37 protein-coding genes and 2 pseudogenes are annotated in these 24,507 nt (G+C 59.2%); 28 read left to right on the forward strand and 11 right to left on the reverse strand.

What is annotated here, in order from left to right; translation table 11 throughout:
* Nucleotides 1-15 precede the first annotated feature (15 nt).
* Nucleotides 16-450 carry a hypothetical protein gene (locus EBS11_RS09695; protein ID WP_290602337.1) on the reverse strand — a complete coding sequence of 145 codons (435 nt, stop codon included), beginning with the start codon at nt 448-450 and terminating at the stop codon, nt 16-18.
* A 14-nt stretch (nt 451-464) separates the two neighbouring features.
* Between EBS11_RS09695 and EBS11_RS09700 the strand changes: the two genes are divergently transcribed.
* Nucleotides 465-1,115, forward strand: a complete 651-nt coding sequence (locus tag EBS11_RS09700) for a hypothetical protein (RefSeq protein WP_290602339.1) — start codon at nt 465-467, stop codon at nt 1,113-1,115.
* A gap of 128 nt (nt 1,116-1,243) precedes the next feature.
* Nucleotides 1,244-1,510, forward strand: a complete 267-nt coding sequence (locus EBS11_RS28370; protein WP_365955150.1) for a DUF1488 domain-containing protein — start codon at nt 1,244-1,246, stop codon at nt 1,508-1,510.
* Nucleotides 1,511-1,551: 41 nt separating this feature from the next.
* On the opposite strand, the gene EBS11_RS09705 is transcribed toward EBS11_RS28370, so the two are convergent.
* The 7 genes and pseudogenes from EBS11_RS09705 to EBS11_RS09735 all read right to left on the reverse strand — a co-directional run bounded on the left by EBS11_RS09705 (nt 1,552) and on the right by EBS11_RS09735 (nt 4,430).
* Nucleotides 1,552-1,956 (reverse strand): hypothetical protein, encoded by a 405-nt coding sequence (locus EBS11_RS09705; protein ID WP_290602341.1) that lies wholly within the window; start codon nt 1,954-1,956, stop codon nt 1,552-1,554.
* Nucleotides 1,953-2,747 (reverse strand): GIY-YIG nuclease family protein, encoded by a 795-nt coding sequence (locus EBS11_RS09710; RefSeq protein WP_290602343.1) that lies wholly within the window; start codon nt 2,745-2,747, stop codon nt 1,953-1,955. The genes EBS11_RS09705 and EBS11_RS09710 overlap by 4 nt, the downstream gene beginning before the upstream one ends.
* 127 nt (nt 2,748-2,874) lie before the next feature.
* Nucleotides 2,875-3,045, reverse strand: a complete 171-nt coding sequence (locus EBS11_RS09715; protein WP_290602344.1) for a hypothetical protein — start codon at nt 3,043-3,045, stop codon at nt 2,875-2,877.
* A gap of 26 nt (nt 3,046-3,071) precedes the next feature.
* Nucleotides 3,072-3,305 (reverse strand): annotated as a pseudogene (locus tag EBS11_RS09720) (helix-turn-helix transcriptional regulator); the annotation flags it as partial.
* A 76-nt stretch (nt 3,306-3,381) separates the two neighbouring features.
* Complete coding sequence (locus EBS11_RS09725; protein ID WP_290602345.1) at nt 3,382-3,597, reverse strand: hypothetical protein; 216 nt, start codon at nt 3,595-3,597, stop codon at nt 3,382-3,384.
* A gap of 17 nt (nt 3,598-3,614) precedes the next feature.
* Nucleotides 3,615-3,905 carry a hypothetical protein gene (locus EBS11_RS09730; RefSeq protein WP_290602347.1) on the reverse strand — a complete coding sequence of 97 codons (291 nt, stop codon included), beginning with the start codon at nt 3,903-3,905 and terminating at the stop codon, nt 3,615-3,617.
* A gap of 204 nt (nt 3,906-4,109) precedes the next feature.
* A complete protein-coding gene (locus tag EBS11_RS09735; protein WP_290602348.1) occupies nt 4,110-4,430 on the reverse strand; it encodes a hypothetical protein in 321 nt (106 codons plus the stop codon).
* A 79-nt stretch (nt 4,431-4,509) separates the two neighbouring features.
* On the opposite strand from EBS11_RS09735, the gene EBS11_RS09740 reads away from it, so the two are divergent.
* From EBS11_RS09740 to EBS11_RS09860, 25 genes and pseudogenes are all read left to right on the forward strand, one after another.
* A complete protein-coding gene (locus EBS11_RS09740) occupies nt 4,510-5,205 on the forward strand; it encodes a S24 family peptidase (RefSeq protein WP_290602350.1) in 696 nt (231 codons plus the stop codon).
* A 91-nt stretch (nt 5,206-5,296) separates the two neighbouring features.
* Entirely contained in the window at nt 5,297-6,166 is an 870-nt protein-coding gene (locus tag EBS11_RS09745; RefSeq protein WP_290602351.1) for a hypothetical protein, read from the forward strand.
* 208 nt (nt 6,167-6,374) lie between these two features.
* A complete protein-coding gene (locus EBS11_RS09750; protein ID WP_290602352.1) occupies nt 6,375-7,202 on the forward strand; it encodes a hypothetical protein in 828 nt (275 codons plus the stop codon).
* Nucleotides 7,202-8,047 (forward strand): hypothetical protein, encoded by an 846-nt coding sequence (locus tag EBS11_RS09755; protein ID WP_290602354.1) that lies wholly within the window; start codon nt 7,202-7,204, stop codon nt 8,045-8,047. Before EBS11_RS09750 ends, EBS11_RS09755 begins: the two co-directional genes overlap by 1 nt.
* Before the next feature lie 1,160 nt (nt 8,048-9,207).
* Nucleotides 9,208-9,387 carry a hypothetical protein gene (locus tag EBS11_RS09760; protein WP_290602356.1) on the forward strand — a complete coding sequence of 60 codons (180 nt, stop codon included), beginning with the start codon at nt 9,208-9,210 and terminating at the stop codon, nt 9,385-9,387.
* A gap of 394 nt (nt 9,388-9,781) precedes the next feature.
* Complete coding sequence (locus EBS11_RS09765; protein WP_290602358.1) at nt 9,782-10,093, forward strand: hypothetical protein; 312 nt, start codon at nt 9,782-9,784, stop codon at nt 10,091-10,093.
* On the forward strand, nt 10,090-10,314 hold the full coding sequence (locus tag EBS11_RS09770) for a hypothetical protein (protein ID WP_290602359.1): 225 nt from the start codon (nt 10,090-10,092) through the stop codon (nt 10,312-10,314). The genes EBS11_RS09765 and EBS11_RS09770 overlap by 4 nt, the downstream gene beginning before the upstream one ends.
* Nucleotides 10,311-10,442: a hypothetical protein gene (locus EBS11_RS09775; RefSeq protein ID WP_277346671.1), complete on the forward strand. Its 132-nt coding sequence runs from the start codon at nt 10,311-10,313 to the stop codon at nt 10,440-10,442. Before EBS11_RS09770 ends, EBS11_RS09775 begins: the two co-directional genes overlap by 4 nt.
* Complete coding sequence (locus EBS11_RS09780) at nt 10,439-10,684, forward strand: hypothetical protein (RefSeq protein ID WP_290602360.1); 246 nt, start codon at nt 10,439-10,441, stop codon at nt 10,682-10,684. The genes EBS11_RS09775 and EBS11_RS09780 overlap by 4 nt, the downstream gene beginning before the upstream one ends.
* A gap of 112 nt (nt 10,685-10,796) precedes the next feature.
* A complete protein-coding gene (locus EBS11_RS09785; RefSeq protein ID WP_290602361.1) occupies nt 10,797-11,735 on the forward strand; it encodes a RecT family recombinase in 939 nt (312 codons plus the stop codon).
* Nucleotides 11,736-11,770: 35 nt separating this feature from the next.
* Nucleotides 11,771-13,546: a YqaJ viral recombinase family protein gene (locus EBS11_RS09790; protein ID WP_290602362.1), complete on the forward strand. Its 1,776-nt coding sequence runs from the start codon at nt 11,771-11,773 to the stop codon at nt 13,544-13,546.
* A 27-nt stretch (nt 13,547-13,573) separates the two neighbouring features.
* On the forward strand, nt 13,574-14,284 hold the full coding sequence (locus tag EBS11_RS09795; RefSeq protein ID WP_290602363.1) for a KTSC domain-containing protein: 711 nt from the start codon (nt 13,574-13,576) through the stop codon (nt 14,282-14,284).
* Nucleotides 14,281-14,547: a hypothetical protein gene (locus EBS11_RS09800; protein ID WP_290602364.1), complete on the forward strand. Its 267-nt coding sequence runs from the start codon at nt 14,281-14,283 to the stop codon at nt 14,545-14,547. Before EBS11_RS09795 ends, EBS11_RS09800 begins: the two co-directional genes overlap by 4 nt.
* Nucleotides 14,544-14,957 carry a recombination protein NinB gene (locus EBS11_RS09805; protein ID WP_099376061.1) on the forward strand — a complete coding sequence of 138 codons (414 nt, stop codon included), beginning with the start codon at nt 14,544-14,546 and terminating at the stop codon, nt 14,955-14,957. The genes EBS11_RS09800 and EBS11_RS09805 overlap by 4 nt, the downstream gene beginning before the upstream one ends.
* Nucleotides 14,958-14,966: 9 nt before the next feature.
* Nucleotides 14,967-15,854 (forward strand): annotated as a pseudogene (locus tag EBS11_RS09810) (recombination-associated protein RdgC); the annotation flags it as partial.
* A 141-nt stretch (nt 15,855-15,995) separates the two neighbouring features.
* Complete coding sequence (locus EBS11_RS09815; RefSeq protein ID WP_290602444.1) at nt 15,996-16,271, forward strand: DNA translocase FtsK; 276 nt, start codon at nt 15,996-15,998, stop codon at nt 16,269-16,271.
* A gap of 203 nt (nt 16,272-16,474) precedes the next feature.
* Complete coding sequence (locus EBS11_RS09820; RefSeq protein WP_290602366.1) at nt 16,475-17,506, forward strand: phage Gp37/Gp68 family protein; 1,032 nt, start codon at nt 16,475-16,477, stop codon at nt 17,504-17,506.
* Nucleotides 17,503-18,219, forward strand: coding sequence for a hypothetical protein (locus tag EBS11_RS09825; protein ID WP_290602367.1), 717 nt, complete (start codon nt 17,503-17,505; stop codon nt 18,217-18,219). Before EBS11_RS09820 ends, EBS11_RS09825 begins: the two co-directional genes overlap by 4 nt.
* On the forward strand, nt 18,216-18,827 hold the full coding sequence (locus tag EBS11_RS09830) for a hypothetical protein (RefSeq protein ID WP_290602368.1): 612 nt from the start codon (nt 18,216-18,218) through the stop codon (nt 18,825-18,827). Before EBS11_RS09825 ends, EBS11_RS09830 begins: the two co-directional genes overlap by 4 nt.
* Nucleotides 18,824-18,946, forward strand: coding sequence for a hypothetical protein (locus EBS11_RS09835; protein WP_257224801.1), 123 nt, complete (start codon nt 18,824-18,826; stop codon nt 18,944-18,946). The genes EBS11_RS09830 and EBS11_RS09835 overlap by 4 nt, the downstream gene beginning before the upstream one ends.
* Nucleotides 18,947-18,955: 9 nt before the next feature.
* Entirely contained in the window at nt 18,956-19,282 is a 327-nt protein-coding gene (locus EBS11_RS09840; RefSeq protein ID WP_290602371.1) for a hypothetical protein, read from the forward strand.
* On the forward strand, nt 19,279-19,512 hold the full coding sequence (locus tag EBS11_RS09845; RefSeq protein WP_290602372.1) for a hypothetical protein: 234 nt from the start codon (nt 19,279-19,281) through the stop codon (nt 19,510-19,512). Before EBS11_RS09840 ends, EBS11_RS09845 begins: the two co-directional genes overlap by 4 nt.
* Nucleotides 19,509-20,720 carry a hypothetical protein gene (locus EBS11_RS09850; RefSeq protein ID WP_290602373.1) on the forward strand — a complete coding sequence of 404 codons (1,212 nt, stop codon included), beginning with the start codon at nt 19,509-19,511 and terminating at the stop codon, nt 20,718-20,720. Before EBS11_RS09845 ends, EBS11_RS09850 begins: the two co-directional genes overlap by 4 nt.
* Entirely contained in the window at nt 20,717-21,019 is a 303-nt protein-coding gene (locus EBS11_RS09855; protein WP_290602374.1) for a hypothetical protein, read from the forward strand. Before EBS11_RS09850 ends, EBS11_RS09855 begins: the two co-directional genes overlap by 4 nt.
* Nucleotides 21,020-21,024: 5 nt before the next feature.
* A complete protein-coding gene (locus tag EBS11_RS09860) occupies nt 21,025-22,134 on the forward strand; it encodes a DUF3596 domain-containing protein (RefSeq protein WP_290602376.1) in 1,110 nt (369 codons plus the stop codon).
* A 192-nt stretch (nt 22,135-22,326) separates the two neighbouring features.
* Here the strand turns inward: EBS11_RS09860 and EBS11_RS09865 are convergent, their stop codons facing one another.
* On the reverse strand, nt 22,327-22,623 hold the full coding sequence (locus tag EBS11_RS09865; protein ID WP_290602378.1) for an RnfH family protein: 297 nt from the start codon (nt 22,621-22,623) through the stop codon (nt 22,327-22,329).
* Nucleotides 22,616-23,047 (reverse strand): type II toxin-antitoxin system RatA family toxin, encoded by a 432-nt coding sequence (locus EBS11_RS09870; protein ID WP_290602380.1) that lies wholly within the window; start codon nt 23,045-23,047, stop codon nt 22,616-22,618. The genes EBS11_RS09865 and EBS11_RS09870 overlap by 8 nt, the downstream gene beginning before the upstream one ends.
* A 93-nt stretch (nt 23,048-23,140) precedes the next feature.
* Here EBS11_RS09870 and smpB point away from each other — a divergent pair, with 93 nt between their 5' ends.
* Nucleotides 23,141-23,590, forward strand: coding sequence for an SsrA-binding protein SmpB (gene smpB / locus EBS11_RS09875; protein ID WP_092804361.1), 450 nt, complete (start codon nt 23,141-23,143; stop codon nt 23,588-23,590).
* Nucleotides 23,591-23,879: 289 nt separating this feature from the next.
* Here the strand turns inward: smpB and EBS11_RS09880 are convergent, their stop codons facing one another.
* The gene (locus EBS11_RS09880; protein WP_290602382.1) at nt 23,880-24,188 is read right to left on the reverse strand and encodes an H-NS histone family protein; all 309 of its coding nucleotides are present in this window, start codon (nt 24,186-24,188) and stop codon (nt 23,880-23,882) included.
* Nucleotides 24,189-24,507: the final 319 nt, after the last annotated feature.

Here is a 24,507-nt window from a genome sequence, read left to right on the forward strand (position 1 = left end):
CAAATGCAAGAGCTGTCATGATTGACCCTCCATGGCGCGCTTGATGCCAGCGGCGTCGAGGCCAGCAGACTTGCAGCCCAGTCGGGTGGCGTGAAAGTAGGCCTGTGTTTCGCTTTCGTGGCCGGCAGTGACCAACCCGGCATCAGCCAAGCGCTGCATGGCCTCCCGTGCGGCGCCGGTGGCGTTCGCGCAATAGTAATTACGCAAGCCCCACTGTCTTTTCAGGTTGTTCGGCACGGCGCCCAGCATGTGCTGCAGCTTGGCGAAGTCGCCTGGCATGATCGCGTCGCGGATAGCAGCCAGCGCGCAGGCGGCGCATTTGCCGTGCTGGGCCAGTTGCTTGGCGGTGCTGGCTTTGCCGCAGGCGCAGGCCTTGCGGATCAGCAAATAGGCGGGCGCGGCCTGGTTCAACAAATGATGGCGGGTGATTTGGGCAGGATTGGCGATCATGATAAGATTCCTTGATGGAAACTATTAAGAAGTGGGCAAATAGCCCTTTTGTGATTGGGACACTCATTGTCATTTGCTTGATTACGGCATTGATCTCTACTGGTTTGCTGTGCGATCTCAACAAGTCGGAATGGGCCTATTGGGTTCAAGCTCTGGGATCGATCGGTGCAATCTTTGGAGCATACTTTTTGGGAGAGCGCCAAAGCACTAAAGCAGCCGAAGCAGCCATAAATCTTCGGGACAAAGATCGAAGCACAAAGCTCGATTCCATTTTTGCCATATGCACCGCAGCATTGAACCGCGCAGAATTGGTCGAGCGCATATTCTGTCGAACAGAAACTGAGCGTGATCGAAGGTTCTTTGACTATGACCACTCTCTTCTGACTGGTGTGGCTGCAGCACTTGATGCAATCCCACTCCATGAAATTGGCCAGGCCGATGCTGTCATTGCTACACTCGAACTGAAGGATCAAGTGCGCTTTCTGATTCCATGCATAGACGCTTTCGATCAACCTACTGAGGCTGATGATATTGATGTCGCGATTGCTAGGAAAGTCCTCCGAGGACAGTACCTCTCGTCCTGTCGAGCGAATGTATACAACCACGTGCTGATAATCCGAGATCGCCACGAGACAATAAGAAAGAATTTCTACCCTGAACCTTGATGGGGTCACGCCACCCTCACAATCTTGCGCTCATGCGCGAAGTTGGCGAGACCATCCATTTGACTGGCAAATAGCAAGATGCAGTGCTGCCTAAGCGGTTCAAGAAAACAATTAACAGAAAGAGCAGTATGGACATTGAATTCCCAAGGACCTCTTCTTATGACCCGGACAGATGTAGTGTGTGGTTCCGCGCTACAGTGAATAATCAAGTAATCAGTTGTTTCGTCACGGAAGAAGCCCTCAGAGACCACTTCGGCTTGAATGGAAGAGATGCGCGCGCGTATCCCGCAAAATTTGAGGAGAATCGTGCGGCAATCGAAAGTGTGGCGAAGACATTGATTCTGCAACGGCGCCCAGATTCTGAACTCGTTTTGCATTCTCAGGACTTCTCCTAAGTTGCATACCCTCGCGGCTTTCGACTTCTCAGAGGGGCACTTCACGGCCGCACCTCCGGAGATGGTCGGCGAACTATCACGACAGGCATTGCGCCCGCCGTGCCACGAAAGTGCGGTGTAGCCACCTGGCCAGGCTGTTCGGGCTCAGCGCCCTGCATAGCCGCGAGCGAGGCGTCTTTCAACACGTAGCGAATGCCCACCATCCGCACATTGCCCTGGATGAAGCGCGAGAAAATCATGCGCAAGCGGTGCTCCATGCCCGCTTCTTCGATATCGAAGCCGGCGCGCTCGCAGATTTGGTAGAAGGTGCCGGGACCGGCCAGCATCGCCTGCAGCAGGGCGTACGACCGGGAGCCTTGTTTCGGGAGCGTGACGCCAGAATGGCGGCGCTTTGTCTTATTTACGCTAAAAGTCGGGCGCGGGCTATTATCAGTTTGGCTATTCATACGGCCACCTCGCCAGATCCGATATCGACGCCTTCAATTGGTGCGAGATAAAGCGCACCGTCGTCCATTTCACGCCAAAAATTCCACACATCAGTGACGGAAAGCAGCATGTCCGCCTCATCAAAGTTTTTGTCGAGAGCGAGAAATGCCATTTCAATGAATTTGTCGGCTGGCAGTTCGGCGCCGCGCAGTTGATGAAGCTCGTTGACGGCGCCAGCAGCCATGTGCGAAATCATCTGCGCGTGTGTTACGCGCTGATCAGTAACAAGGCGCAAGAAAAGGAATTGAGCAGAGGAAACATCGCAACCATCTGCGACTCCCCACAGTCGAACCAGGTATTGCATAGTGGAGTTCATTACTTCGGCCGCATATAGCGCCATACGCAAATGGCTTGCAGCACGAGCAATCATCCCTTCCATGCGCGCGCCACTAAGCATCTTTTCGCAGATGGCATTGGACATTTGCCTTTGGCGCACAAGCCGCTCAGCGTGAGCTACGGCATCAAACAGCGAAAACGATGGGAGCATGGCCTCGACCACAGTTACGGCTACTGAGTAATCACAAGCGAACCATTCCCCAACTACTCGACATGATGCGAGGGCCGCGTGAGCGCGCGCCTCCAAGGCTGACGAATCGTCAATCTTAGGACTGAGCCAGGTGCGCATTTCACGAATGCCGCCCATCGCTTGGATGGCCTTAAATCGGGCGGAAGGCGTGTTTGTGCGCCCTATTTTTATCAGTCCGTGCCCACCGTCGACCACGTAGGCGTGGCCTGGCGTCAGGCGCCTCATGACCTGCTCCAAACGACACATTTCAGCGTATCCGCTATGTTGCTACTTTTCTGTTGTACAATTTCGGTCATAAATTCTTTCGCGAATTTTTGTTGTTTCAAGGAAGCCCGCCTGCAAGCGGGCTTTTTTATTGGCTGGCGCGCTGCTCTTCGAGCATTGCTTCGTAGTGCTGACGCGTCCGGACGTGGCCGGGATCAACAGGCAACGCGCCATCGTGCGGATCTTGCTGGGCGTCACCGCCCTGCTCGCCCTGCGTCGTGCTTGCGCCGGGCGCCGGCCGCAATGTCGTCCAGGTCAAGCCGTCACCTCGGCGCGCGCGATGCGCTTGAGCTCGCGGATCGACACGTCGAACACCTCGTGCATGCGAATCAGCAGCGAGGCGCCGATCGGCAGGCGGCCGTGGCGAATCTTGGAAATCACGGGCGGCGCCACTTCCAGCGCGCGGGCCAGTGCTGCATCGTTCTTCGGGCCTTTGGCCAGCAGCATGTCGAGCAATTCGTTGTTGCCGTGGGCATCGTCCAGCGAGCGATACGGCGATGTGGCTGTTGTTTGCGTCATGTCATATTCCTAATTGATGGTGATTAAAGTGGCCGATTCCGGCCATGCAATGCTGTAGCTGTCGGGTGCGGGTTCGTTATGGCGGTTCGCGCCGCGGCACCTCGTGTTTCTTCGCCACCCGGTCGGTGGCATCGCGCCATTTCTGGCGCGCTTCCTTGTGCGCAGCCTTCGCCGCGCTCTCGCCCTCCCCGTCCTTGGCGCCCTGCAGCTCTTTCTCGGCCTGGCGGTAAATCATCGAACGCTGGAAGACCAGCTCCTTTTCCTCGGCTGTGACCTCGGCTGGTTTATTCAATAGCTGCCTCCATGCCGTTAAACCCGCATCCGCACGACGCGCGGGACGACGCCAAAGCACGGGCGCGGTGCGGGCAAAACTTGGGCCCTGTTATTTACTGATTTGGGCCTAGCTCCGCTGGAAAACGGCGGCGTATCATTCCGTTTCGGCCTGGCGTCCAGGTGATTGCGGATGATCACGATCGTGCATTCGTTCAGCACGTCGCTGACGGTCTTGCGCATCGCGGTGCATGCGGCTTGCAAGGCATCCTTGTTGTCGTCCGTGATGTAGCCCTTGACGAGCGCGGTGCGTTTTTGCTTCTGTTTCATGGTTTTCTCCTGGTGGTCGGTGTTACAGGGTTTGGGTACAGCGAAATGCAGGTTGGTACTTGGTGCTGCCTTACGGCGGACGCTCACTCGCAGGCAATGCGCACCCCTCAAGCGGCACGCCGGGCGGCAGTTGGTGCGGGTCGAGCAGCGGGATGCGCACGATGTCGTCCGCCGGGCGCGGCGGGGAAATGGGGATAAGGCGGATCATGGCTTGGCGCCCACATCGAAGATGACGTTGTTGGTGTGCGGTTGGTGGCCGACGTGGCCTGGGTCGGGCGCGGGGTCGCTGGCGCGGCGAGTAATTGCGCGAGCAAGCGAGCCATCCTCAGGTTTCGCTGTGCGGTCTGCCTCAAGAGAATCGAACACTTTTGGGCGCGCCAGGCGCAAAAACATCAACCTCGCTGGAGGTATGCCCTCCTTCCGCCACTCCGAGACAGATGGGTCTTTCACGCCACAAAGGCGCGCGGTTTTCGACGTCCCGCCCAGGGCGTCAATGATCTCATCGGGCGTTAATTCTTTAGTCATGCCTTATTTTAGGCATTCCTAAATTTATTTGCAAGACATATTTAGGCATAGCTTTTCATATAATTGTTAGGATTGCCTAATGAATTGGCACAAACGACTTACGCAGGCCCGAGAGGCCAAGGGAATCAAAAAATCAGCTTTTGCGAAGCTGGTAGGGGTGTCCGCGCCCACCGTCACGGATTGGGAAAACGGCGATACCAAGATGATCGAGGGCGCCAACCTGATAAAGGTATGCGCGGCATTGGCGATTTCACCTGAGTGGCTGCTCAATGGAATTGGCGAGCCGAGCAGCAACGCGCTCGCGATCTCGATGGAGCCCCCTAGCAATTTCGACCGAAACGCTACGCCAGCAGCGCTTGGAAGTCGGGCTATACCCATCATTTCGGCCATTCAGGCTGGGGCCATGAGGGAAATATCTGTTCCATATCCAGTTGGTAGTGGATATGCCACCGTATTCGTAGATGACAGCTATTCAGGATGGGCATTCGGGCTTGAGATCGAGGGCGATTCGATGCTCCCAGATTTCCGTCCGGGCGACATAGTTATCATCGAGCCAGAGTGGGAACCACGGCCAGGAGAGTGTGTGGCGGCCAAAAATGGCAAGGAAGAGGCAACCTTTAAGAAATATCGCCAACGTGGCACCGATGCGGCCGGCAACGATATTTTTGAATTGGTTCCATTGAATGAGGACTACCCAACCCTGCGCAGTGATGAGACGCCCCTGAAAATTATCGGTGTCATGGCGGAACACAGAAGAAAAGCTCGTCGGCGATGACAGATAAATGACAATTTGCTAGATTTGCAATTGTCGAAATTTCATATAATGATGCGGTGCAACGGCACGTTTTACCGAATTTAGGACGGAAATGAAAAAAATATTACTTATTTTGCTACTCTTGAGTAGTTACCACGAACGTCTGAAGGCACAAGATGCGCCGAACGCAAACGCAAAAAAATCAACCGCAGGCAAAAAGACTTCAGAGCTAAAGCATCCTCAAAAAAAGGCAGGCGACTTCGCAATCTTCTCCAAGGAGCCGTTTGATACGAATGTCGACTCCCTTCCAATTGGCTACCGTGGGCATAGCTGCATTGAAATTTCAAAGAGGCTTAAGTCATTCAAACTGGAAAAGGATGAATTTGAAGCAACCAAGGTCTACGCCGAGCGCGTCGAACACGTCAAAACTGAAGTGCTCTATGGCGGGCTAAGCGGCTCCAGCATCCTTTCATTTTCGCCTGACAAGCCAATGCTCATACCGCGTTACGATGCCGACACTGAAACTATGAATGTTCGCATTCTTTCTCATGGCAGTAGATCTACCAAGGTTGATGGAAATTTTTATGCTTCTGGCTTGATCAATAGTGAGTTGTCGAACTCGCGAAACTATATGGGTGAAAATGGATACGGAAAAAAGGTCGAGATTAGAAGTACGGCTTATGAAGTTTGCGGCATTACATTCATCAACATAAACTCCATAAGTCGATCAGTAGTTATCCCATCGGAATTTTCGTTCAAAATATCTGCTGATGATGCCAGGGCTAATAAGGGCGCTATTGGCGTACTTTACATCGCGACACTTAACTCGCCATTTATCGCACGGTATGGCGATTACGCCAAGCCTACAATGGATAGCCCTATTGAAATCGTTTGGTCCGGCGACTCCATCGTAACGAGGTTGTCGCAAGTTTGGCTGTACAGCACTAAAACGGGTCAAATTTTCTCAAAAGAAACTCTGTAAAAATTCTGCAACGATGCTCGCCCACCATGCGCGCCGTGTGATGGGTGCCTGGCCGGCGGCGCCCGCAAGGCCGCGCCCCACCGCAAAAGCAAGCTCACCGCATCGCTCGCGCCGGCGGGTGTGCGGCTGGTGACGCGATTGCGTGGCTGAAGGTAGTTGCGACTTTGAAAACTGGAAGCCGGGAAATGTGGCATAACAAGAAACAATCATGATTACAGTACTTACACAGGATTCGTATAGGGGGTTTTCTGCTCCATTAACAACTGCGGGCGGCTCGGTAAATGTTGGGGTTCAACCAATCTTTATTGGCCGCGTGCTGTGGCCTGGCAGTTCGTCGCCCGAGGATGCGGTAATTAAGCTATACCGGAGCGATACGTGCGGTCCAGCAAACGAAGTTATAGGTTACGCAGCAAATGCCGAGCGTGCCGTGAATCAACCCAAAAAAAGCGCAATCCTTCTTCTGTCAAAAAGAGAGCTGCCCGACTTAGGTATTGATCTAGACGATTTTTTAGACTCCCATACCGGCCTGACAGCGTGCTGGGCAACTTCGCTTGAGCAGGGCACTCAACCGTTTAAGTTCGTCAGACGACTATCTAGTTTCTCATCAAAAAAATTAACGGCATTCTTCAAAAGTCGATTTTGTCGCATCCTTGCCGCAGTAGATCATGTGACGGGAAATAACGATCGGCACGATGGTAACTACCTCTACCTAGACGATCTGCAATATTTGGCAATAGACCAGGGCTGTGTTGGCGGCGGCCTCCGATGGCATACAACTTGGCCAGATAGGCATGCGCGAAATGAACTTTTCCACTTTGCACAGAGCGAGCTTAGCGCGCTTGACTTTGCCGCCTGGAAGGCAGAGGCGATCATGGAGCACGAACGATCCCAACACGCTTGGTCGCTATTCCTTGGTAAACTGCGGGTCGCGTTGACAGGCATCCTAGAGTCAGGCGAGATCGATATGATAGTAGAATACATGCAAGAAAGAGCTGACGGCCCAAAGTTTGCCGTTAGCTGCGGAAAGCTAATTTAATGAATATTCTTGAGCTATTGAAACAAGCCACCCCTTCGCCTGAGCCCATGGCTACCGGCGAGTGGGCGACGCTTGCCTTTCGACCTGACCTTGGAAGTCAGCAGGAATTTATAATCGGGGTCGCCGCAGCAATAAAGGGAGAACGAAAGCCATTCGTAAGGTGGCTACCATCCCTTTCAAAGCTATGCTCGCTCTATGGCGATGCCATCTCAGGATCAGAGACGAAGGAGCTTCTGCGAGGCTCCGAAATCGCGCTGACCGGTAGCACCCACAGCTCATTTTCCAAAGTTGATAGTGGCACACCTCATGTGCGCGTTGTGCCTTGTGGATACTTCGCGACAAATGACGTTGAGTTCGAACTGGACGAATTGCTCAAGAGGCAGTCAGGTTTTCTATGGGATGAGAGGGGAACAAGAGAGAGCCCAATGGACGACGATTGGGCATATTCGCTGATGATCAACGCACTGTCGGAAGTACAACTCCCGAGGGATGTTTTTTTGCCAGCTAGATCTATTTTTCTTGGTGGGAAAACCCTTAAAGTGGCGCTGGATAATAGCCTCAGTTACGGCAATATTGTTTCCGCGCGATATTCACAGTTCCAAACCGTCGAGCGGCATATTTTCAAGTCTTTGCGCCAAGTTATGTCGGCTCACAAATTCTCTGGCCGCCATGCACTTCCCGCACTTTTTGTGGTTCTGCCCGAGCAAGGGACTCCGCTAGAATCTTTACTTTCAAAACGTAGTTCTGACTTACTTTTTGAAATTGAGGACATGGGGGCGATACAATTTTGCGACCCAAACCCAATCGAGGTCGCAAAGAAAATAGAGGCTTGGGCAGGGATTTAGATCACCTGTTACAGACGCGATAATCAATTCGCAATGCCCCGCGTTCGCAATCGCGAAATGGTTGCATGGGCTATCACGGATGGATCACCTCATCGCCAACCGCCCCGCCAGCCGGGGTCGTTTTTTGCCCGAGTGGGGCTGAATTACTTTCCACTCTTATTTCTCCTCTGCATAGACTAAAAAAGTCCATTATCTTGCCCTTGAGGTAAGCTTTTGATCTTGCACTTCAAGGTCAAGAGCACCGCGTTTTTCTCTATACCCCTAGGCTTCAGGACCGGGAACAGCACCTCCCAGTAGACAAGCAATAAACTTGACTCCGTGAAGTGCGACATGCCTCCTAAGTATCCAGGGACGCGTTTCACATAGGGCAGACGTTCGGCCGTTTCCGGCTCCCGTCGATTGGCGCTCTACCCTCTATCACCCACGCCTGCGGCCACTCAACTCCTTCTTGCCGCCCTACACGCCTTGCTCGTTTCGCTGGTTTCCCCTGGGGTACTGCGAGGCGCTGCCAACTCCATCTATCAGGACTTGCGCAACCCGGCGAGATTTGGTCCGGGGTTCCGGTCGATTTTTAGGAGGCGAGTCAATTACACCTAAATTATTTAGGTATCCCGAAAATACACCTTGACACGATATTTAGGAATGCCTAAACTTAACTCCATCAAAAGCAAACACAGGAGTACGACATGTCCCCAGCAGAGCTCGCAGCACTCGAAGCGGTCCTCATCGCCCACGGCGAAGTGATTCCAGCAATCGTCCTTCCAGCACGCGGCTAATCGCCATGAGCGCCCGAGACGCCCTCCCCGGCCTGTTCACCGCCCTACCGGCGCGCGCAACGCTGCGTAAGTACAACGTATCGATCAAGTTTGCAGACGGAATTTTTGAAGCGACAGCTTAGGCGGGCAGCCCGAATCAAGCGCATGAGCTGGCGCGAGTAGATGCGCGCATGGCGTCGTGCAGCGGCACATTTTATGGCCGCGAGCTGGGCTGGACCGCGGAGCTGGCAAAGGTTTAGCGGTCGCCCGCCGCCGTAGGCAAGGCGGGACAGGCCGGCGGGCCGGATAAATGCCCTGTGGGATCAGCATGCCCCGATTGATCTTCGTGAGGATCAGGCGCCCGGGGAAGCCCGGCGCCACAACCAACCTTAAAGGAAATACAGCATGTCGAATTTCAAAGAAAACCAGAAAGTGAACGTCAAAGGCACCAAAACCGCCCCGGCGGCGCGCCCCGGCAAGTTCGTGAAGACGCATCCGGGCGTACGCGGCGACTTCCTCGAGGTGCTGCTGGACGGCTCGACGCAAAGCCAGCGCTTCCGCCCTTCGCAGGTGTCGGCAGCCTGATTTTAAGCACGGGCTAGTCGCCCTGGCCCGTCTCGCCGGCGTAACCGGCGGCCAACAAAGCAAGGGATGGGCGTGAACTTCGCCTCGATCTTCGCGCAGTAAAAGCGAAGGCCGGCCTTGAAGCAGCTGGATTTGTGACCAGCCCCTTGCTTTGTTGGCGGCCCACCAGCCGCAGGAATCACACGCCCGACGGATCGACAGGGCCGCCAGCACCATGAATTGCGTCAGCGGGCACGCGATGTATCAAGCGCCGGAGTTACGACCCGCACCGGCCGCGCTTCCTGGCGTACGCAGGATTGAAAGCCCCGTAGTGGACTGGGTGCCGGACAGTGCGGCCGGCATCAGCAGGGTTCGATTCCCTGCCGGGGCGCCAATTAATCAGAGGAGCGGAAACATGAATTGCGACTGCGTAAAAACAATCGAAACCAAGCTGGCCAGCGCCCCGTTCATCGTGGCCAAGGCTGGCAGCGAAATCCAGGTTGAGTGCCGAGCCACCGGCTTCGTCATGGCGGATGACATGGGGATGCGTAGCGTGATCAATATCCCGTTCCGCATCCGTGGCACCGGCAAGGGATTCACCAGTGCCAAGGGCAAGGAAATGCCGTGCGTCGCCAGCCACTGCCCGTTCTGCGGCCTGACGACTGGCCGCTACGTGGTCGGCGAAGACGCCGGTATCTCCGCAGCTTTCGCAGGGAGCGCAGCGTGAACGCCGCCCGCAATGTCACCGCCGGCCGCCAGTCACGCCTGGCCGTGTCTGCCGCCCTCGCCTTTGCCCACCAGGACGCTGGCGTCGAATCGGCGCTGAACAGCGGCTGCCTGGACGCGACCGACCATATCCCGGCCGGCGCCTGCTACGGAGCCAAGGCCACGACCGCACGTAACGGTATCCGCGTGCTGGTGGCTGGCCGTGAAGGGAGCGCATCGTGAGCTACATCATCACCATCCGCACCGCCGACGGCGTGCGCAGCTATCCCGCCATTGGCGACCTGGGTGCGCTGCAGGACGCGGCCTATGACGATGGTGCCCTGGGCGTGACTGCGATGGTGCGCCCATGATTGCCCTCTTCCACCGCCTGCTGGCCGCCCACCGCCACTACCAGGCACAGCACCAGCACCACATGAACAAGATGCGCCTGACCGGCGTGCGCCGCGAACTGGCCGGGTTGGAAGAAATGCGCAAGGAACTGATCACCGCGCAGATCGAAGCGCTGATCGACCTGGACGCATCCGCCGCGCGCGTGAAGCAGCTGGGCCGGGCCCACCGGGAGGCACGGTGGACGTCGGAAGTCAAGCCGTGATGGACGTGGCCAGCCAGGCCCTGCGCAACTGGCATGCCGGCCACGCCATCGTCTACGCCGTCCGCCTGGCGCTGTTGAAGGCAGAAATCATAAAACTAACAAGGAAAAAGTCATGAACGCAGTTACGCAAGAAAGCAGCGCCGCGATGCAGGTTTCGCAAAATGAGCAAGCCGAACTGCCAGTCGTGGCCACCAGCAGCGCCGCCCTGATCCTCGACAGCGCAAGCATGGACAGCATGATGCGCCTGGCCGACATCATGGCCAAAGGCCGCGCCACCATCCCGGAACACCTGCGCGGTAGCCCGGCCGACTGCGCCGCCGTCATCATGCAGGCCATCCAGTGGCGCATGAATCCCTTCGCGGTGGCGCAGAAAACGCACTTGGTCAACGGCGCTCTGGGCTACGAGGCACAGCTGGTCAATGCCGTGATCCAGTCGAGCGGTGTTACACGGGATCGCTTCAACTATGAGTGGTATGGCCCGTGGGAAAAAATCATCGGCAAGACGCGCGTCTGCAATGCACCGGCCAAGGGCAAGCCTGGCGAGAACGGTTACAAAAAGGAGTACCAGTACCGCGTGCCGGACTACGACCTCAAGGACGAGGATGGCCTGGGCGTACGCATCTGGGCAACGTTACGAGGCGAGGCTGAGCCGCGCGTGCTCGAACTGCTACTGGTACAGGCCAGCGTGCGCAATTCGCCGCTGTGGGCGACCGACCCGAAACAGCAACTGGCGTACCTGGCCGTGAAGCGCTGGACCCGCCTTTACTCCCCCGACGTGATCCTGGGCGTGTACACGCCGGACGAGTTGGACGAAGGCAACCGCGAGGCCCGCGACATCACGCCGGCTGCCGCGACGACGGATGACCGCACCATCGACCAGCTGCCGGAATGTACTGACGAGCTGTTCAAGCAAAAAACGCCGGAATGGCGCCAGACCATCCACAGCAAGAAGAAAACGCCGGCGCAGCTGATTGCCATGCTCAGCACCCGGGCGACCTTCACCGAGGCGCAAAAAATGACGATCGACAGCTGGGCGCACGAAAACGACTAATCGCCACACCACAAAAAAATCACCAAGGACACATCATGCAACGCGAAAATACTCTCACCCGCGAAATCCACAACCTGCTCCAGGGCAGCGACGACTGGCACGCCTTCCGCTTCGATCACCATGGCGCCAGCGAGGCGGCCGCAATGCTCGGACTGTCGAAGAAGGTCACTCGCAGCGAACTGGTGCGCATGAAGGCCACAGGCCTGGCCAAGGAATTCAGCGACTGGGTACAGGAAAACATCCTGGACTACGGCCATGAAGTCGAAGCGCTGGCGCGCCCGCTGGCAGAGTGCATCATTGGCGACGACCTTTACCCGGCCACACTGTCGCTGGGCAAGGAAAGCGCATCCTGCGATGGCCTGAACATGGCCGAAACTATCGGCTTCGAGCACAAGCAGTGGAATGCCGAGCTGGCCGCGTCGGTTGGCGCCGGCGCGCTGCCGGAAGAGCACCTGCCGCAGGTCCAGCAGCAACTGCTGGTGACCGGCGCCGAGAAGTGGCTGTTCATGACGTCCGACGGCACTGCGGACAACATGGTGTGGATGTGGGTATATCCGGACACCGCATGGTTCTCGCGCATCGTGGCTGGCTGGGAGCAGTTCGATATCGACGTCGCCAACTACACGCAGGTGGACATTGTCGAGAAGCCAGCCGCCGAGCCTATCGCCGCCCTGCCCGCCCTGGTCGTCCAGACCGAAGGCAAGGTCGTCAGCAGCAACCTCGTGGCATACAAGGCCGCCGCCGAGAAGTTCATTGCCAAAATCAACACCAAGCTGGAAACCGACGAAGACTTCGCCAATGCCGAAAACACAGTGAAATATTGCGGCGAGGCGGAAGACAAGCTGGAACTGGCCAAGGCCGCCGCCCTGGCGCAAACCGCGACCATTGACGAAGTGATGCGCACGGTCGACCACATCAAGGCGCAGTTCCGCGCCAAGCGCCTGGAACTGGAAAAGCTGGTCAAGACCCGCAAAGAACAGATCAAGGAAACCATCCTGAACGAAGGCCGGCACGCCTTCACCGCGCACGTGGCCGCGCTCGAAACCGAAATCACGCCGCTGCGCCTGCAGCAGCCCCAGCCGGATTTCGCCGGCGCCATGAAGAACAAGCGCACCCTGGGCAGCCTGCGCGACGCAGTCAGCACCACGCTGGCCAATGCCAAGATTGCCGCCAACACGCAAGCTGCCGACTACCGCGCAAAGCAGGCATGGTGCCGCAAGCACGCCGCGACCTACGGTTTCCTGTTCATGGACATGGCCAACATCATCGGCAAGCCCATGGAAGACTTCCAGCTCGTCATCACCAGCCGCATCGCTGATCACAAGCGCGCCGAGGAGGCGAAGGCCGAAGCCGAGCGGGCACGGATCCGCGAAGAGGAGCGCGTCAAGGCAGAAAAGGCAGCCGCCGAGAGGATCCGGCTGGCCCAGGTGGAATCGGACCGCGTGGCAGCTGAGGTAGCGCAGGCCGAGCGCGAGCGCGCGGCAGCCGACACGCAGCGGCAACTGGCGGAGCAAGCCTCGCAGATCGCTGCGGAGCGCGCCGCCGCGCCCGCCGCGCAGGTTGCCGCGCCCGCGCCGGCCTCCCCTATCGGTCTCCGCCGCGCGCCGGCAGCCGCCGCACCGGCGCCGAGCCGCCCAGCGCCAGCACCTGACCTGCTCGACGCCGCTGCCGATGACCTCTACCCATCCGACAGCGACATCCTCGATGTGATGTTCGAGCAGTTCGGCCTGACGCCAGCCGAAGCGATCGACCGCCTGGCCAAGTTCGACTTCGCCGCCGCGCGCGCCGGCCTGATCACCGAAGCCGCGTAACACCCCGCCCACCACCTGGAGAAACCAATGAATTCAGCAGTCGCAGCACCACGCATCACCCTGCAAACCATTCAATCCTCGCAGATCGCCGCCATCGGTCATTGCCCGGCAACCGAGACCCTGGCCGTGCAGTTCTTCCGCAAGGGCGCGCCGGCGGACGTGTACCACTACGCCAACGTCACGGCCACCGAATATGCCGCCTTCGCTGGCGCCGAATCCATCGGCAAGCACTTCTACGCGCACATCAAGCCGCATGCCGACAAGCACCCGTACACGAACATGGGCACGCCGGCCGTCGAGCTGGCGCCGGTCAAGCTGAGCAAGGAACTGCTGGCCGGCATGCTGACGGGCCGCGAATACGGTAAGGAAATGGTCAAGGAAGAAGAGCAGCAGGCCAAGGCGGCCGGCCTGATCGTTATTTTCGGCGGCAGCGATGACCTGATCGAATTCCGTGGCTTCGTGCACGACGAGCGCGACGCACCGACCATCGCCCTGCTCGACGCCAAGGGCTTGCTGCCGTTCCGCGAAGATATCGAGCACGACGACGATGCCCTCAAGGACTATTTCGCCCGGGCGCCACAGGTGCGCGCCGTGGACGCCCTGTGGAGCAAGGAAGACGGCTACAGCTGGACTTACCGCACCGACGTGCCGCACGCCACCTTCGAAATCGTGGAAGACGGCGAGCCGTACTGCCGCGGCATCGTGATCGACGTGGCTGACCTGGGCGGTGCCGTATGACCACCCGCGCCGAACGCCAGGCACAAGCGACTGCAAAGCTCCAGGCGGCTTGCGACAAGTTCAACGCCGCGCATCAGGTCGGCGTCGCGGTCAGTGTCGAGCTGGATAGCGGCGAAGTCCGCGAGACGATCACTGTCAGCGAGGCGCAGGTGCTCAGCGGCCACACCGCAGTCATCTGGCTGGATGGCATTCGCGGCTGCTATGACCTGGAACGCGTAACGGCGCTGCCGGCGGCCAGTACCGCCGCAGGATCGCCACCATGACGAAGCAAACCTACTTCCTCGTGCACGACGAGGCGCGGCGCCGGGCGGTGGAATTTGCCAAGACCGCACCGCCCGGCTGGATGGTGGTGTTTTCCGAGCCGAAGAAGAAGCGCGCCCAGGAAGAAAAGTACCACGCGATGATCGGCGAGATCGCCAAGCAGGTAGAGCACATCGGGCGAAAGTGGGATGCGGATGACATGAAGCGGCTGCTGGTGGACGAGTTTGCCGACGAAATGCGCCTGGCCGGCACGCCGCTGCACCATGACGGGCGCGTGACGCCCAGCTTCGACGGGCGCCGGATCGTGCAGCTGGGCGTCCAGACCAGCGACTTCTACGTGAAGGAAGCCGCGCAGTTCATTGAATTTTTGTATGCCTTCGGTGCCGCGCGCGGCGTCGTGTTCTCAGAATAAGGAAGCGCCATGTTTTTCAAGAACCTCCAAATTTACCGCCTGCCCGCCCCTTGGGCCATGTCGGCCGCCGTGCTCGAGCAGGCGCTGGCACAGCAGCTGTTCACGCCCGCCACCAGCATGGACCTGGTGCGCCAGGGCTGGGCCGCGCCGCGCGGCGCCGGCCAGCCGCTCGTGCATGCCGTCGGCGGCCAGTTCCTGCTGCAGCTGAAAACCGAGAAGAAGCTGCTGCCGTCGACCGTGGTCAACCAGGTGGCGGCCGCTCGCGCGCTGGAAATGGAAGAAGCCCAGGGCTTCGCGCCCGGCAAGAAGGCCATGAAGGAATTGAAGGAGCGCGTCACCGACGAGCTGCTGCCGCGCGCGTTCCCGCTGGTCAGCACCACGGCTGTGTGGATCGACCCGGTGAATGGCTGGCTGGTGGTGGACGCGGCCAGCCCGGCAAAGGCGGACGAGGTGGTCAAGCTGCTGCTCAAATCCGTCGACAAGCTGCCGCTGGAAAGCCTGCGCGTCATGCGCTCGCCCGTGGCGATGATGACGGGCTGGCTGCAGCGCGACGAGGCGCCGGCCGGCTTCACGGTCGACCAGGACGCGATCATGCGCGCCACCGGCGAGAGCAAGGCCCAGGTGGCGTACAAGCGCCACACCCTGGAGGCCGACGATATCCGCCGCCACATCGCCGCCGGCAAGCAGTGCACCCGCCTGGCCATGACCTGGAGCGACAAGATCAGCTTCGTGCTGGACGAGTCTCTGGCCATCAAGTCAGTCAAGCCGCTGGAAATTATCAAGGAAAGCGCCACGCGCAACGACGACGAGCGTTTCGACAGTGATTTCGCCCTGATGTCGGGCGAGCTGGCCAAGCTGCTGGTCGACCTGGTGGAGGCGCTGGGTGGCGAGGCCGAGGTAGATGCGCGGCCGCCGGGCCCGGCCGTTGACGCGGCGCCGGCCAAAGGCCACGAACCAGTGCGCGAACAGCGCCAAGTGCTGTCGCTGAATGATCATATCGCCGGCCAACTCGCACAGCGAGGCCTCACGATGCACGACATGGAGCCCAGCGCCGCCGACGCCGTGCCTCCCGGTGACGGCAGCACGACCGATCCGCTGTACGACCATGCCGTCGAGGTCGTGCGCACTCATCAGCGCGCGTCGATATCGCTGGTGCAGCGCCATCTGCGTATCGGCTACAACCGGGTAGCGCGGCTGCTGGAGGCGATGGAGATTGCTGGTGTAGTTACTGCGCAGGCTTCGAATGGCTCACGACAGGTGCTTCCTGCTTCGCCTTCTTCTCAGCCTGTTGCTCCTTACTCTCTCTCGCCTTAGCAGCTTCGCATGACAAGGAGTCGCCATCGTTGGCATATTTTAGAAGCACTCGCTGACAGACTTCGTGCTTGGTCCAATAGGCCAGGATGGCGGGGACAGCGAATCCTAGCCCAACCAACAAAGAAATGCCGCCGATAAGTTTGGCGATGTTATCCGGTTCGATTTTCATAGTGACTTCATAGTTTCCTTATAGAAATAATATCATGAGCGAAAATACAAAGATAGAGTGGGCTGACCACACCTTCAATCCGTGGGAAGGCTGCCAGAAAGTCGGACCTGGCCGCGACCACTGCTACGCCGAAACGCGCAACGCGCGCTTCGCCGGCGGCGCCGCCGTGAACTGGGGTCCGGGCGCGCCGCGCCGGCGCACCAGTGCGGCGAACTGGCGCAAGCCGTTGGCGTGGGAAAAGGCGCACGCCGAGTTTTTCGCCGCGCACGGCCGCCGTCAGCGCGTGTTTTGCGCCAGTTTGGCCGATGTGTTCGACAACTCTGTCGATCCGCAGTGGCGCTTCGACCTGATGCGCCTCATTGAGCAGACGCCGAATCTGGATTGGCTGCTGCTGACGAAACGAATCGGCAACGCTGCGGCAATGCTGGATCAGGCCGTGCTGGCGATCAACCACGGCCGCTGGAACTGGCGCGACAACGCCTTCCCAAACGTTTGGCTCGGCGCCACTGTCGTGAACCAGGCCGAGGCCGACCGTGATGTCCCGAAGCTGCTGGCAGTGCCGGCGGCGCACCGGTTCCTGAGCATCGAACCGTTACTGGGGCCCGTGAACCTGACACGCATCGATATCGATGGCCACCGCGAAATTTACCCGCTCCCGGGCACAACCGGCTGCGAAGATGAAGACGGCAATCCCATGCCTGACCTGCCCCGTATCGACTGGGTGATCGTCGGCGGCGAGTCCGGCCCCGGCGCACGGCCAATGCACCCATTCTGGGCGCGCGAACTGCGCGACCAGTGCGCGGCCGCCGATGTGCCGTTCCTGTTCAAGCAATGGGGCGAGTGGTTGCCAGGTGGCCATTACACCACCGAGCTGGCGATCAAGGATTCAAACCCGACCCTGAGCAAGTATCTCTGCGCTCTTTGGGCCGGCACGACCTGGAATTTCGGACGCTTCGGCCCAGACGATATCCATTTCGAGGCTGAGCCGATGTACCTGGTGGGCAAGAAGGCATCCGGCCGCGAATTGTACGGCCGTACTCATGATGAATTTCCGGAGGCAGTATGAAAGAGCGCCCTATTTTGTTCAGCGCCCCGATGGTGCGCGCGCTGCTCGACGGCAGCAAGACGCAGACGCGGCGGGTCATGAAGCCGCAGCCGGAACCCAGCCCGCACCGCCCAGATGATTACCAGTGGCCTTGCAACGCGTTCCAGTCGATGGTGAGCGTTGCAGATACGCGTGCACCTGGCGCCCACGGCATGGCCGGCGACGCGTGTCCACACGGCGGGCATGGTGACGGTCTGCGCGTGCGCGAAACGTTTTTCGCCTACGGCCGCTGGGTGACGCGCTATAGCGAGAAGAAGCGCCGCGACGAATGGCACTTCATCGACATGACCGCCGAATGCCACCGCGCATACCAGTACGACGTCGAATCCCCGGACGTGCCGCTGGCGGCCAGGCGCGGCAGCGCACTACCCGGCTGGTACAAGCGCCCCTCTATCTTCATGCCTCGCGCTGCCAGCCGCATCCTGCTGGAGATCGTGTCGGTGCGCGTCGAGCGCCTGCAGGACATCAGCGATGCCGACATTGTTGCCGAAGGCATCGATATGGAAGCGCTGGCGGAATCGCAGGAGCGCTACGACGCGATTGCCAAGGATGGCAACGCATCCGGCCGGGCTACGCTGCGCACGACCTGGCGCGAGCTGTGGGAATCGACCGGCGGCGACTGGGAAGCCAATCCGTGGTGCTGGGCAATCACCTTCAAGCGGGTGATGCCATGAAGCTCCTAAAGGCGTACCAGGTCAGCGATGGCGACGATACGACCGTGATTCGCTACGCCACCAGCAGCGCGGCGGCGCGCCGCGAAGGCGGCAACGAAATAGGCTGTGAGTGGGATGGGGTCGATTCGTGCGTGCGCAAACCGGAATACGACCAGTATGCGCCTGGCCCTGTGCCGGCCCGGGCGCTGATCGAGGCCGGGTGGCAGTTCGAATGCCGCCGCCACGGCTGCGGCAACTGGGCAAATCGGGACACGGAAGAATTGACGTTCAGCGCTGCCGGCGATCCGTATTGCTGCGAAGCCTGTATGGCACGCTACTTCGCCCGGCAGCGCGCGAATGCCGCGGCGCGTGCGGCGCTGCAGGAACTGGTCGAGGCCAAGCTGCCAGGCTGCCAACTGACCGAGGTGTACGTCTACGGCTGGCAACTGGAGCCAGGATATGGAGGCGGCATGCGGGCTTATGCCGACTTCAGTTTTCCAGGTGGTTGCTGGCCAGGGCGGTTTGTGTTCGGCGAAGAAGGCTTCCGGGTGCACGGCGACGACTTGCCTGCCTTCCGGGCGCTGTATCCGCCGCCTGCCGACGAAACTGAAGCCACGGAGGCAATGTGACCGACAACGACGAAGTGCCGAACAGCGAGCGCAGCCCGGGCGCCGCACGCGTGGCGGCGGCCCTGATCCTGATTTACGTGGCAGCCACCCTGGCGGGCGTCCTGGCCGCGACAACCTGAAAGGAAAGTATGAGCAAGCTTATTGAATGGGCGCCAGTCGTGCGCGATGCCGAGGGATGGTATAGGCATCCAGATATGCCAGAGTTCGATGAAGATCATGAGGCGGAGTATCTCGCATGGCTTACTGCCCAGGGCCTGGACACTGCCTACGCCACCCTTGAAGCCGAACATGATACGCATCCGGCCCATATTGTTTACTTCGACCAGGCTGGAACGGACGTCTCCGACTGGCATCCGGAGGAACCGGCCGGTGATGGCTGGTTCACGCTGTCTATTCACGACTCCGAAGATGGCCCGTACTGGGTATGGGCCCGCCGCCCGGCGACGGCAGCATGAGCGCCCGCAAGCCGGCGCCGGCCGAAACGCCACGCGAGCTGGCCGACCAGCACGACTTGCGCATTCACCGCGCGAAGCAGCTGGCCAGGCAAGTGAGCTACCAAGGCCTGAATTGCTTTATCGCCGGATTCTGCTGGCACAAGGGCGATGCCGAAATGACCGTGTACATCGAGGGATTGGCAGAGCCTGTCGAGCCATCCGAAATAACCATACTGGAGCAACCGCAATGATCGACCTCTTAGACCTTGTCCGCAGCATTGCCGCCGCTGCGGCGCGCGCGGCAGAAAACAAGCACTACCCCTCCCCCTGCAGCCAAGGCTCGCCACTGCTGGCCAGCGTGCGCCAGGCTTGCGTAGAGCGCGGCTATACCGGCGATGGCCTGGCCTTGCTGGGCGTGACTGCCGACGCAGCGCCCGCCGATTCCTTCCAGAGCCGCGTGCAGCCCTGGATGATGGCGTGTTTCGGCGCTGAAATCGCGGCCGACGGCGCTGAGCGCAATCACCGCTTCTTGGAAGAATCGCTGGAACTGGTGCAGGCGTGCGGCTGCACGGCCAGCGAGGCGCAGCAGCTGGTCGACTATGTGTACGGCCGCCCAATCGGCGAGCGCGCGCAGGAAGTCGGTGGCGTCATGGTCACGCTGGCCGCCCTGTGCTTGGCCCAGGGCCTGGACATGCATGCGGCCGGCGAGATTGAGCTGGCCAGGATCTGGACCAAGGTCGAGGCTATCCGTGCGAAGCAGGCGGCAAAGCCAAAGCACTCACCGCTGCCGGCGGCCGTACCTCAGCCGATCATCGGGCGGCTGATGGATCAAATGTCGGCGCTACCTGTCCTACGGGGCTTGAATGAGCCGGGCGCGCTGCTGCGCAACAGCGACGTGTTCCACGTGCTGGTTGCTGCTGGCCGCGAGCAAGCCGGCATCGCAGCCGCCCCTGCTCCGCGGCCTGCCGCCAAGGATACGTGCGCCGAAATGCGCGGCCTGTGCAGCGCCTGCGGCGGCACGGGCGACGTGCACGGGCTGGACGGCGAGTGGCGCGGCCAATGCACTTGCGTTCACGCGTGGCAACAGCGTGCCGAGAAAGCCGAAGCTCGCGTGAAGGAGGTGGAGGCAAGCAAACGCCAGGTACTTCAAGCCGAAGGCGGGCACCCGGCGCCATGCGCGCGCGATTGCGAGGCGCCCTCATTCGCGAACCAGGTGCGGGAGCGTGATGCACGGATTGCGCAGCTGGAGGCCCAGCTCGTTCGTCGCCGCGCCCCGCTCTCACCCGAAATGCAGCAAGCCATCGTCGCCGCGCGCGCCGCTGGCCAGACAATCGCGGCGGCGCCGGGCGGCCTGGTCTTCTTGAATAACGGCGCCGAGCCGGGCAGCGGCGAGCTGGATTGCCCGGCGTGCGGTGGTAGCGGGCATGCCGGCGACTTGCAGGCCGGGAGCACGTCATGAACATGAGCGAGCACGACGTGGTGGCCAGGATGGTTGCCGCAATCGAGCGTGCGCACCAGCCCCTTACCTGGGTGAAGCTGGAGCGTTACGTCGAAATATCAGGTGATTCCGTCGATTCCGTGCAGGCCCGCCGCAAGGCTGGCAAATGGCTCGACGGCAATCAATGCAAAATTGTGGATGGCCGGCTGTGGATCAACCTGCCGGCAGTAGAAGAATGGGTAGCAAAATGGGAACAAGCAAGTCCAGCCCTCCAGGCGTCGAACTCCGGTCGGGCGTCCAAAGCGAATCGATCCGCATAAAATTCATGTACCGGGGCACCGAGTGCCGGGAAACGCTGAAGCTCGCGCACAGCAAGGCAAACATCAAATACGCCGAGCGCCTGCGCGGCGAGATCCTGAATGCGATCGCGCTGGGCAATTTCAGCTATGCCAAGTACTTCCCCGAGTCGACGCAGTTGAAGAAGTTCGGATTGCAGCCTCGGGGCAAGGATGTAACCGTTGGCGACCTGCTTAAACAGCAGTTCGAGATCTATGAGCGCATCCTCGCACCCAGCACGTTGAAAAGCTACAAGCGCGTGCTCAACAAAATTCTGTTGGAGCAATGGGGCGACACCCTGCTCACCGAGCTTACGCCGGCCGCGCTGCGCACGTGGATTGTCGATCTTTCGCTGAAGGCCACCTCGGTCCGTCAAATTCTCATCCCCCTGCGCGGTGCGCTGGAGCTTGCGATAAACGACGACATGATCGACAGCAATCCGCTGGACCGGGTGAAATTGCAAAAAACATTAGACCGCGACGCGTACAAGGCGGAATACGAGGTGGATCCGTTTTCCGCGCAAGAGATTGCGGCCATCCTTGGGGCGGCTCAGGGTCAGGCCAGGAACGTCTTTCAGTTTGCCTTCTATACAGGCATGCGCCCCAGCGAATACATCGCGCTTCGCTGGGAATCGATCGATTGGGCCGGCTTCAAAGCAAAGGTTGAGCGTTCGCGCGTGATGGGGGAATCCCGAGAGGAGCTGAAGACGCGCGCTGGCCGCCGCTTGGTCGACCTGCGGCGTGGTGCCGTCGAGGCGCTGGTTGCGCAGAAACAACATAGCTTCCTCGCTGGCGGGCTGGTGTTCTTTGATCCGGCCACTGGCCAGGGCTGGGACAACACGCAGCGCCTGAGCCTCTTCTGGGCGGCTATGATCAAGAAGGCCCAGGTCCGCTACCGAAATCCGTATCAAACAAGGCACACCTTCGCGTCGACGCTGCTATCGACGGGCGCCAACGCGATGTACGTGGCAAAGCAAATGGGGCATACCGATACGACTATGATAACCCGAACGTATGGCCGCTGGGTTGAGCAGGAAGGTGGCGTGTTACCTGATCAGTATTGCAAAATGACTGATGGGCTAAAGGCAGGGGTTGCCTAGATTTTCGCCCACGTTTCGCCCATGCTTATTGCGGAATGGCTGTAACCCGCATGGATGCTCGCTTGCGACGGACAAAAGCAACTTATACAGAAAAAAGCGCCCTCCGTCCTTGCAGCATAGAAAAGATATTTGGAAATAGCAAAAAAATGTCAGGCCAGGAGCGGCTGGCGGGGCGTTGCCGCCCTGCTCCGCCTAGGCCTTGGCGGGCCTGTTGCCCGCGCGGCGGCGGCGCGCCTCTTTCGGGTCCGCCTGCAGGGGGCGGTACACCTCGATGCGGTCCTGCGCGCGCAAGACCGTGTCGAGCGGTTTGCGCTTGCCATAGATGCCGACCAGATTCACGGCCAGGTCGATGCCGGGCACTTCCTGCAGCAGACCGCTCTGCTCGAGCGCCTGCTGGATAGTCGTGCCCGCAGGCACCGTCAGGGCACGCAGGAAGCTGCTATCGGGCAAGGCGTGGCAGACCTGCACCTGGATGCTGGCGTCAGCCATACACGGTCTCCGCGCGCTTGCAGAAGGAATCGACCATGCTGTTGGCGATCATGCCGAAGACGGGGCCGATGATCTGTTCCAGCACGCGGCTGGAAAACTCGTAATGCAGGTCCAGTTCGATCTTGCAGGCATCCTCGCGCAGGGCCTTGAAAGTCCACACGCCATCGAGGGTCTTGAAAGGACCGTCCACCAGCTTCATCTTGATGGCGCTGAAAGGCGTGTTCTTGTTGGACGTGGTGAAGCTTTGGCGCACGCCGTGGTACTGTATGCCCACGCTGGCGACGACCGTGTTCTCGCCCCGCTCGCGTATCTCGACCGCACCGCACCAGGGCAGGAATTTGGGATAATCCTCCACCGCCGCCACCAGCGCGAACATTTGTTCGGCGCTGTAGCCGAGAAAAACTGATTTATGTACTACTGCCATTGAAGAACCATTTGCTATGATGTTGGATACATTTGATTTTATCGCGCTTGCGCGAGACAGTAGTTTAACCGACCCGCGCACATTTACCATCTCATGACCATAGCAGACAACAGAAAAGCATTCCACGACTACTTTATCGAGGATCGCTACGAAGCGGGTATCGCCCTGGAAGGCTGGGAAGTCAAAGCCATCCGTGACGCCCGCGTGCAAATCAAGGAAGCCTACGTCGTCGTCCGCGGCGACGAGCTATTCCTGTTCGGCGCGCACATCAGCGCCTTGCCGACCGCCTCCACGCATATCCACCCGGAAGCCGTGCGCACGCGCAAGCTGCTGCTGCACCGCGCGGAAATCGACAAACTGATCGGCAAGGTGGAACGTTCCGGCTATACCCTGGTGCCGCTCAACCTGCATTTCAAGGGCGGCCGCGTGAAATGCGAGATCGGCCTGGCAAAAGGCAAGAAGCAGCACGACAAGCGGGCCGCCGAACGCGACCGCGATGGCGCGCGCGAAGTACAGGCGGCAATGAAGACGCACCGCCGCTGATACGGCAAGGCATCTCGCGACAATACCAACAGGCCCGGCTATATGCCGGGTTTTCTTTTGCCAATTACGGCTGGCAGGCGGAAAATAAAAACAATGTAATGGGGGCGTAACGGAGGGATGATACAAAAAGGCGGGAGAAGAAATTGGTATTATTAAAAATACCATGAAGATAAGCGGGAAGAAATCAGGCCGGCGACGGCGAATAAATGGAAAGTTCCGGATGCTTGCATGCTGCCTTGTATTCCACCTGCACTACCACGCAGGACAAGCATCCGAATGAAGGGGTAGATTACACCTTCAGCAGATCACGCGACTTGCCCGAATCGGTCCATTCCTTGACCCATTTCGGTTGACGGCCACGGCCAGTCCATTGCTGCGTCGGATCATCGGGATTGCGATAACGTACGGCAACAGCGCCGGTTTTAGCGCGGATACCCGTACCAACGAGGTCTTTTACCGAAACGCCGACGCTTTGTGCAATCGCCAGGATTTGCTCGCGCGCCTTGGACAGGTCGTCCTGTTCGCGTTTTTTCATCTGCTTCTTGATGTCGTCCTGCAGCGTGCGCAGTTCGGACAGGGATAAGCTGGACAGATCCATGATATTTCCTTGTATGAGTTGAAAAATATAACTGAACAGTTAAATTCTATCCAATTGTAACGCGACTGAGGTGATTTTTCTTGAAATTTGATTGTTTTTTACAATTCTTTTAGCAAAAAACCTACGTTCCACGGCCATGAGACGATCCCCTTCCCAATTCTGGAGCGGGCACAGCGACAGGATAGTTAGCATATATTCCCTGCTTGGGTGAATACGATACGGGACGATACACGGCATTTATTTTGCAGCACTTTTTGTTTCATTGCAATTTATAGTAATTGCAAATGACAATTCAAAATACAGCCGGGAGCAATACTAT

It is taken from the genome of Janthinobacterium sp., assembly GCF_009923995.1.
Taxonomy (GTDB): domain Bacteria; phylum Pseudomonadota; class Gammaproteobacteria; order Burkholderiales; family Burkholderiaceae_D; genus Janthinobacterium.

Bases quoted from the DNA above. Each gene is read 5' to 3' on its own strand.
- EBS11_RS09760 (WP_290602356.1), top strand. From the start codon at position 9,208: ATGTCGAATTTCAAAGAAAACCAGAAAGTGAACGTCAAAGGCACCAAA.
- EBS11_RS09805 (WP_099376061.1), top strand. From the start codon at position 14,544: ATGACGAAGCAAACCTACTTCCTCGTGCACGACGAGGCGCGGCGCCGG.
- EBS11_RS09700 (WP_290602339.1), top strand. From the start codon at position 465: ATGGAAACTATTAAGAAGTGGGCAAATAGCCCTTTTGTGATTGGGACA.
- EBS11_RS09735 (WP_290602348.1), bottom strand. From the start codon at position 4,430: ATGACTAAAGAATTAACGCCCGATGAGATCATTGACGCCCTGGGCGGG.
- EBS11_RS09710 (WP_290602343.1), bottom strand. From the start codon at position 2,747: ATGAGGCGCCTGACGCCAGGCCACGCCTACGTGGTCGACGGTGGGCAC.
- EBS11_RS09740 (WP_290602350.1), top strand. From the start codon at position 4,510: ATGAATTGGCACAAACGACTTACGCAGGCCCGAGAGGCCAAGGGAATC.
- EBS11_RS09750 (WP_290602352.1), top strand. From the start codon at position 6,375: ATGATTACAGTACTTACACAGGATTCGTATAGGGGGTTTTCTGCTCCA.
- EBS11_RS09800 (WP_290602364.1), top strand. From the start codon at position 14,281: ATGACCACCCGCGCCGAACGCCAGGCACAAGCGACTGCAAAGCTCCAG.
- EBS11_RS09705 (WP_290602341.1), bottom strand. From the start codon at position 1,956: ATGAATAGCCAAACTGATAATAGCCCGCGCCCGACTTTTAGCGTAAAT.
- EBS11_RS09695 (WP_290602337.1), bottom strand. From the start codon at position 450: ATGATCGCCAATCCTGCCCAAATCACCCGCCATCATTTGTTGAACCAG.
- EBS11_RS09785 (WP_290602361.1), top strand. From the start codon at position 10,797: ATGAACGCAGTTACGCAAGAAAGCAGCGCCGCGATGCAGGTTTCGCAA.
- EBS11_RS09820 (WP_290602366.1), top strand. From the start codon at position 16,475: ATGAGCGAAAATACAAAGATAGAGTGGGCTGACCACACCTTCAATCCG.
- EBS11_RS09790 (WP_290602362.1), top strand. From the start codon at position 11,771: ATGCAACGCGAAAATACTCTCACCCGCGAAATCCACAACCTGCTCCAG.
- EBS11_RS09830 (WP_290602368.1), top strand. From the start codon at position 18,216: ATGAAGCTCCTAAAGGCGTACCAGGTCAGCGATGGCGACGATACGACC.
- EBS11_RS09730 (WP_290602347.1), bottom strand. From the start codon at position 3,905: ATGAAACAGAAGCAAAAACGCACCGCGCTCGTCAAGGGCTACATCACG.
- EBS11_RS09850 (WP_290602373.1), top strand. From the start codon at position 19,509: ATGATCGACCTCTTAGACCTTGTCCGCAGCATTGCCGCCGCTGCGGCG.
- EBS11_RS09765 (WP_290602358.1), top strand. From the start codon at position 9,782: ATGAATTGCGACTGCGTAAAAACAATCGAAACCAAGCTGGCCAGCGCC.
- EBS11_RS09870 (WP_290602380.1), bottom strand. From the start codon at position 23,047: ATGGCAGTAGTACATAAATCAGTTTTTCTCGGCTACAGCGCCGAACAA.
- EBS11_RS09745 (WP_290602351.1), top strand. From the start codon at position 5,297: ATGAAAAAAATATTACTTATTTTGCTACTCTTGAGTAGTTACCACGAA.
- EBS11_RS09860 (WP_290602376.1), top strand. From the start codon at position 21,025: ATGTACCGGGGCACCGAGTGCCGGGAAACGCTGAAGCTCGCGCACAGC.
- EBS11_RS09795 (WP_290602363.1), top strand. From the start codon at position 13,574: ATGAATTCAGCAGTCGCAGCACCACGCATCACCCTGCAAACCATTCAA.
- EBS11_RS09815 (WP_290602444.1), top strand. From the start codon at position 15,996: ATGGAGCCCAGCGCCGCCGACGCCGTGCCTCCCGGTGACGGCAGCACG.
- EBS11_RS09880 (WP_290602382.1), bottom strand. From the start codon at position 24,188: ATGGATCTGTCCAGCTTATCCCTGTCCGAACTGCGCACGCTGCAGGAC.
- EBS11_RS09855 (WP_290602374.1), top strand. From the start codon at position 20,717: ATGAACATGAGCGAGCACGACGTGGTGGCCAGGATGGTTGCCGCAATC.
- EBS11_RS28370 (WP_365955150.1), top strand. From the start codon at position 1,244: ATGGACATTGAATTCCCAAGGACCTCTTCTTATGACCCGGACAGATGT.
- EBS11_RS09840 (WP_290602371.1), top strand. From the start codon at position 18,956: ATGAGCAAGCTTATTGAATGGGCGCCAGTCGTGCGCGATGCCGAGGGA.
- EBS11_RS09825 (WP_290602367.1), top strand. From the start codon at position 17,503: ATGAAAGAGCGCCCTATTTTGTTCAGCGCCCCGATGGTGCGCGCGCTG.
- EBS11_RS09845 (WP_290602372.1), top strand. From the start codon at position 19,279: ATGAGCGCCCGCAAGCCGGCGCCGGCCGAAACGCCACGCGAGCTGGCC.
- EBS11_RS09755 (WP_290602354.1), top strand. From the start codon at position 7,202: ATGAATATTCTTGAGCTATTGAAACAAGCCACCCCTTCGCCTGAGCCC.
- EBS11_RS09865 (WP_290602378.1), bottom strand. From the start codon at position 22,623: ATGGCTGACGCCAGCATCCAGGTGCAGGTCTGCCACGCCTTGCCCGAT.
- EBS11_RS09780 (WP_290602360.1), top strand. From the start codon at position 10,439: ATGATTGCCCTCTTCCACCGCCTGCTGGCCGCCCACCGCCACTACCAG.
- smpB (WP_092804361.1), top strand. From the start codon at position 23,141: ATGACCATAGCAGACAACAGAAAAGCATTCCACGACTACTTTATCGAG.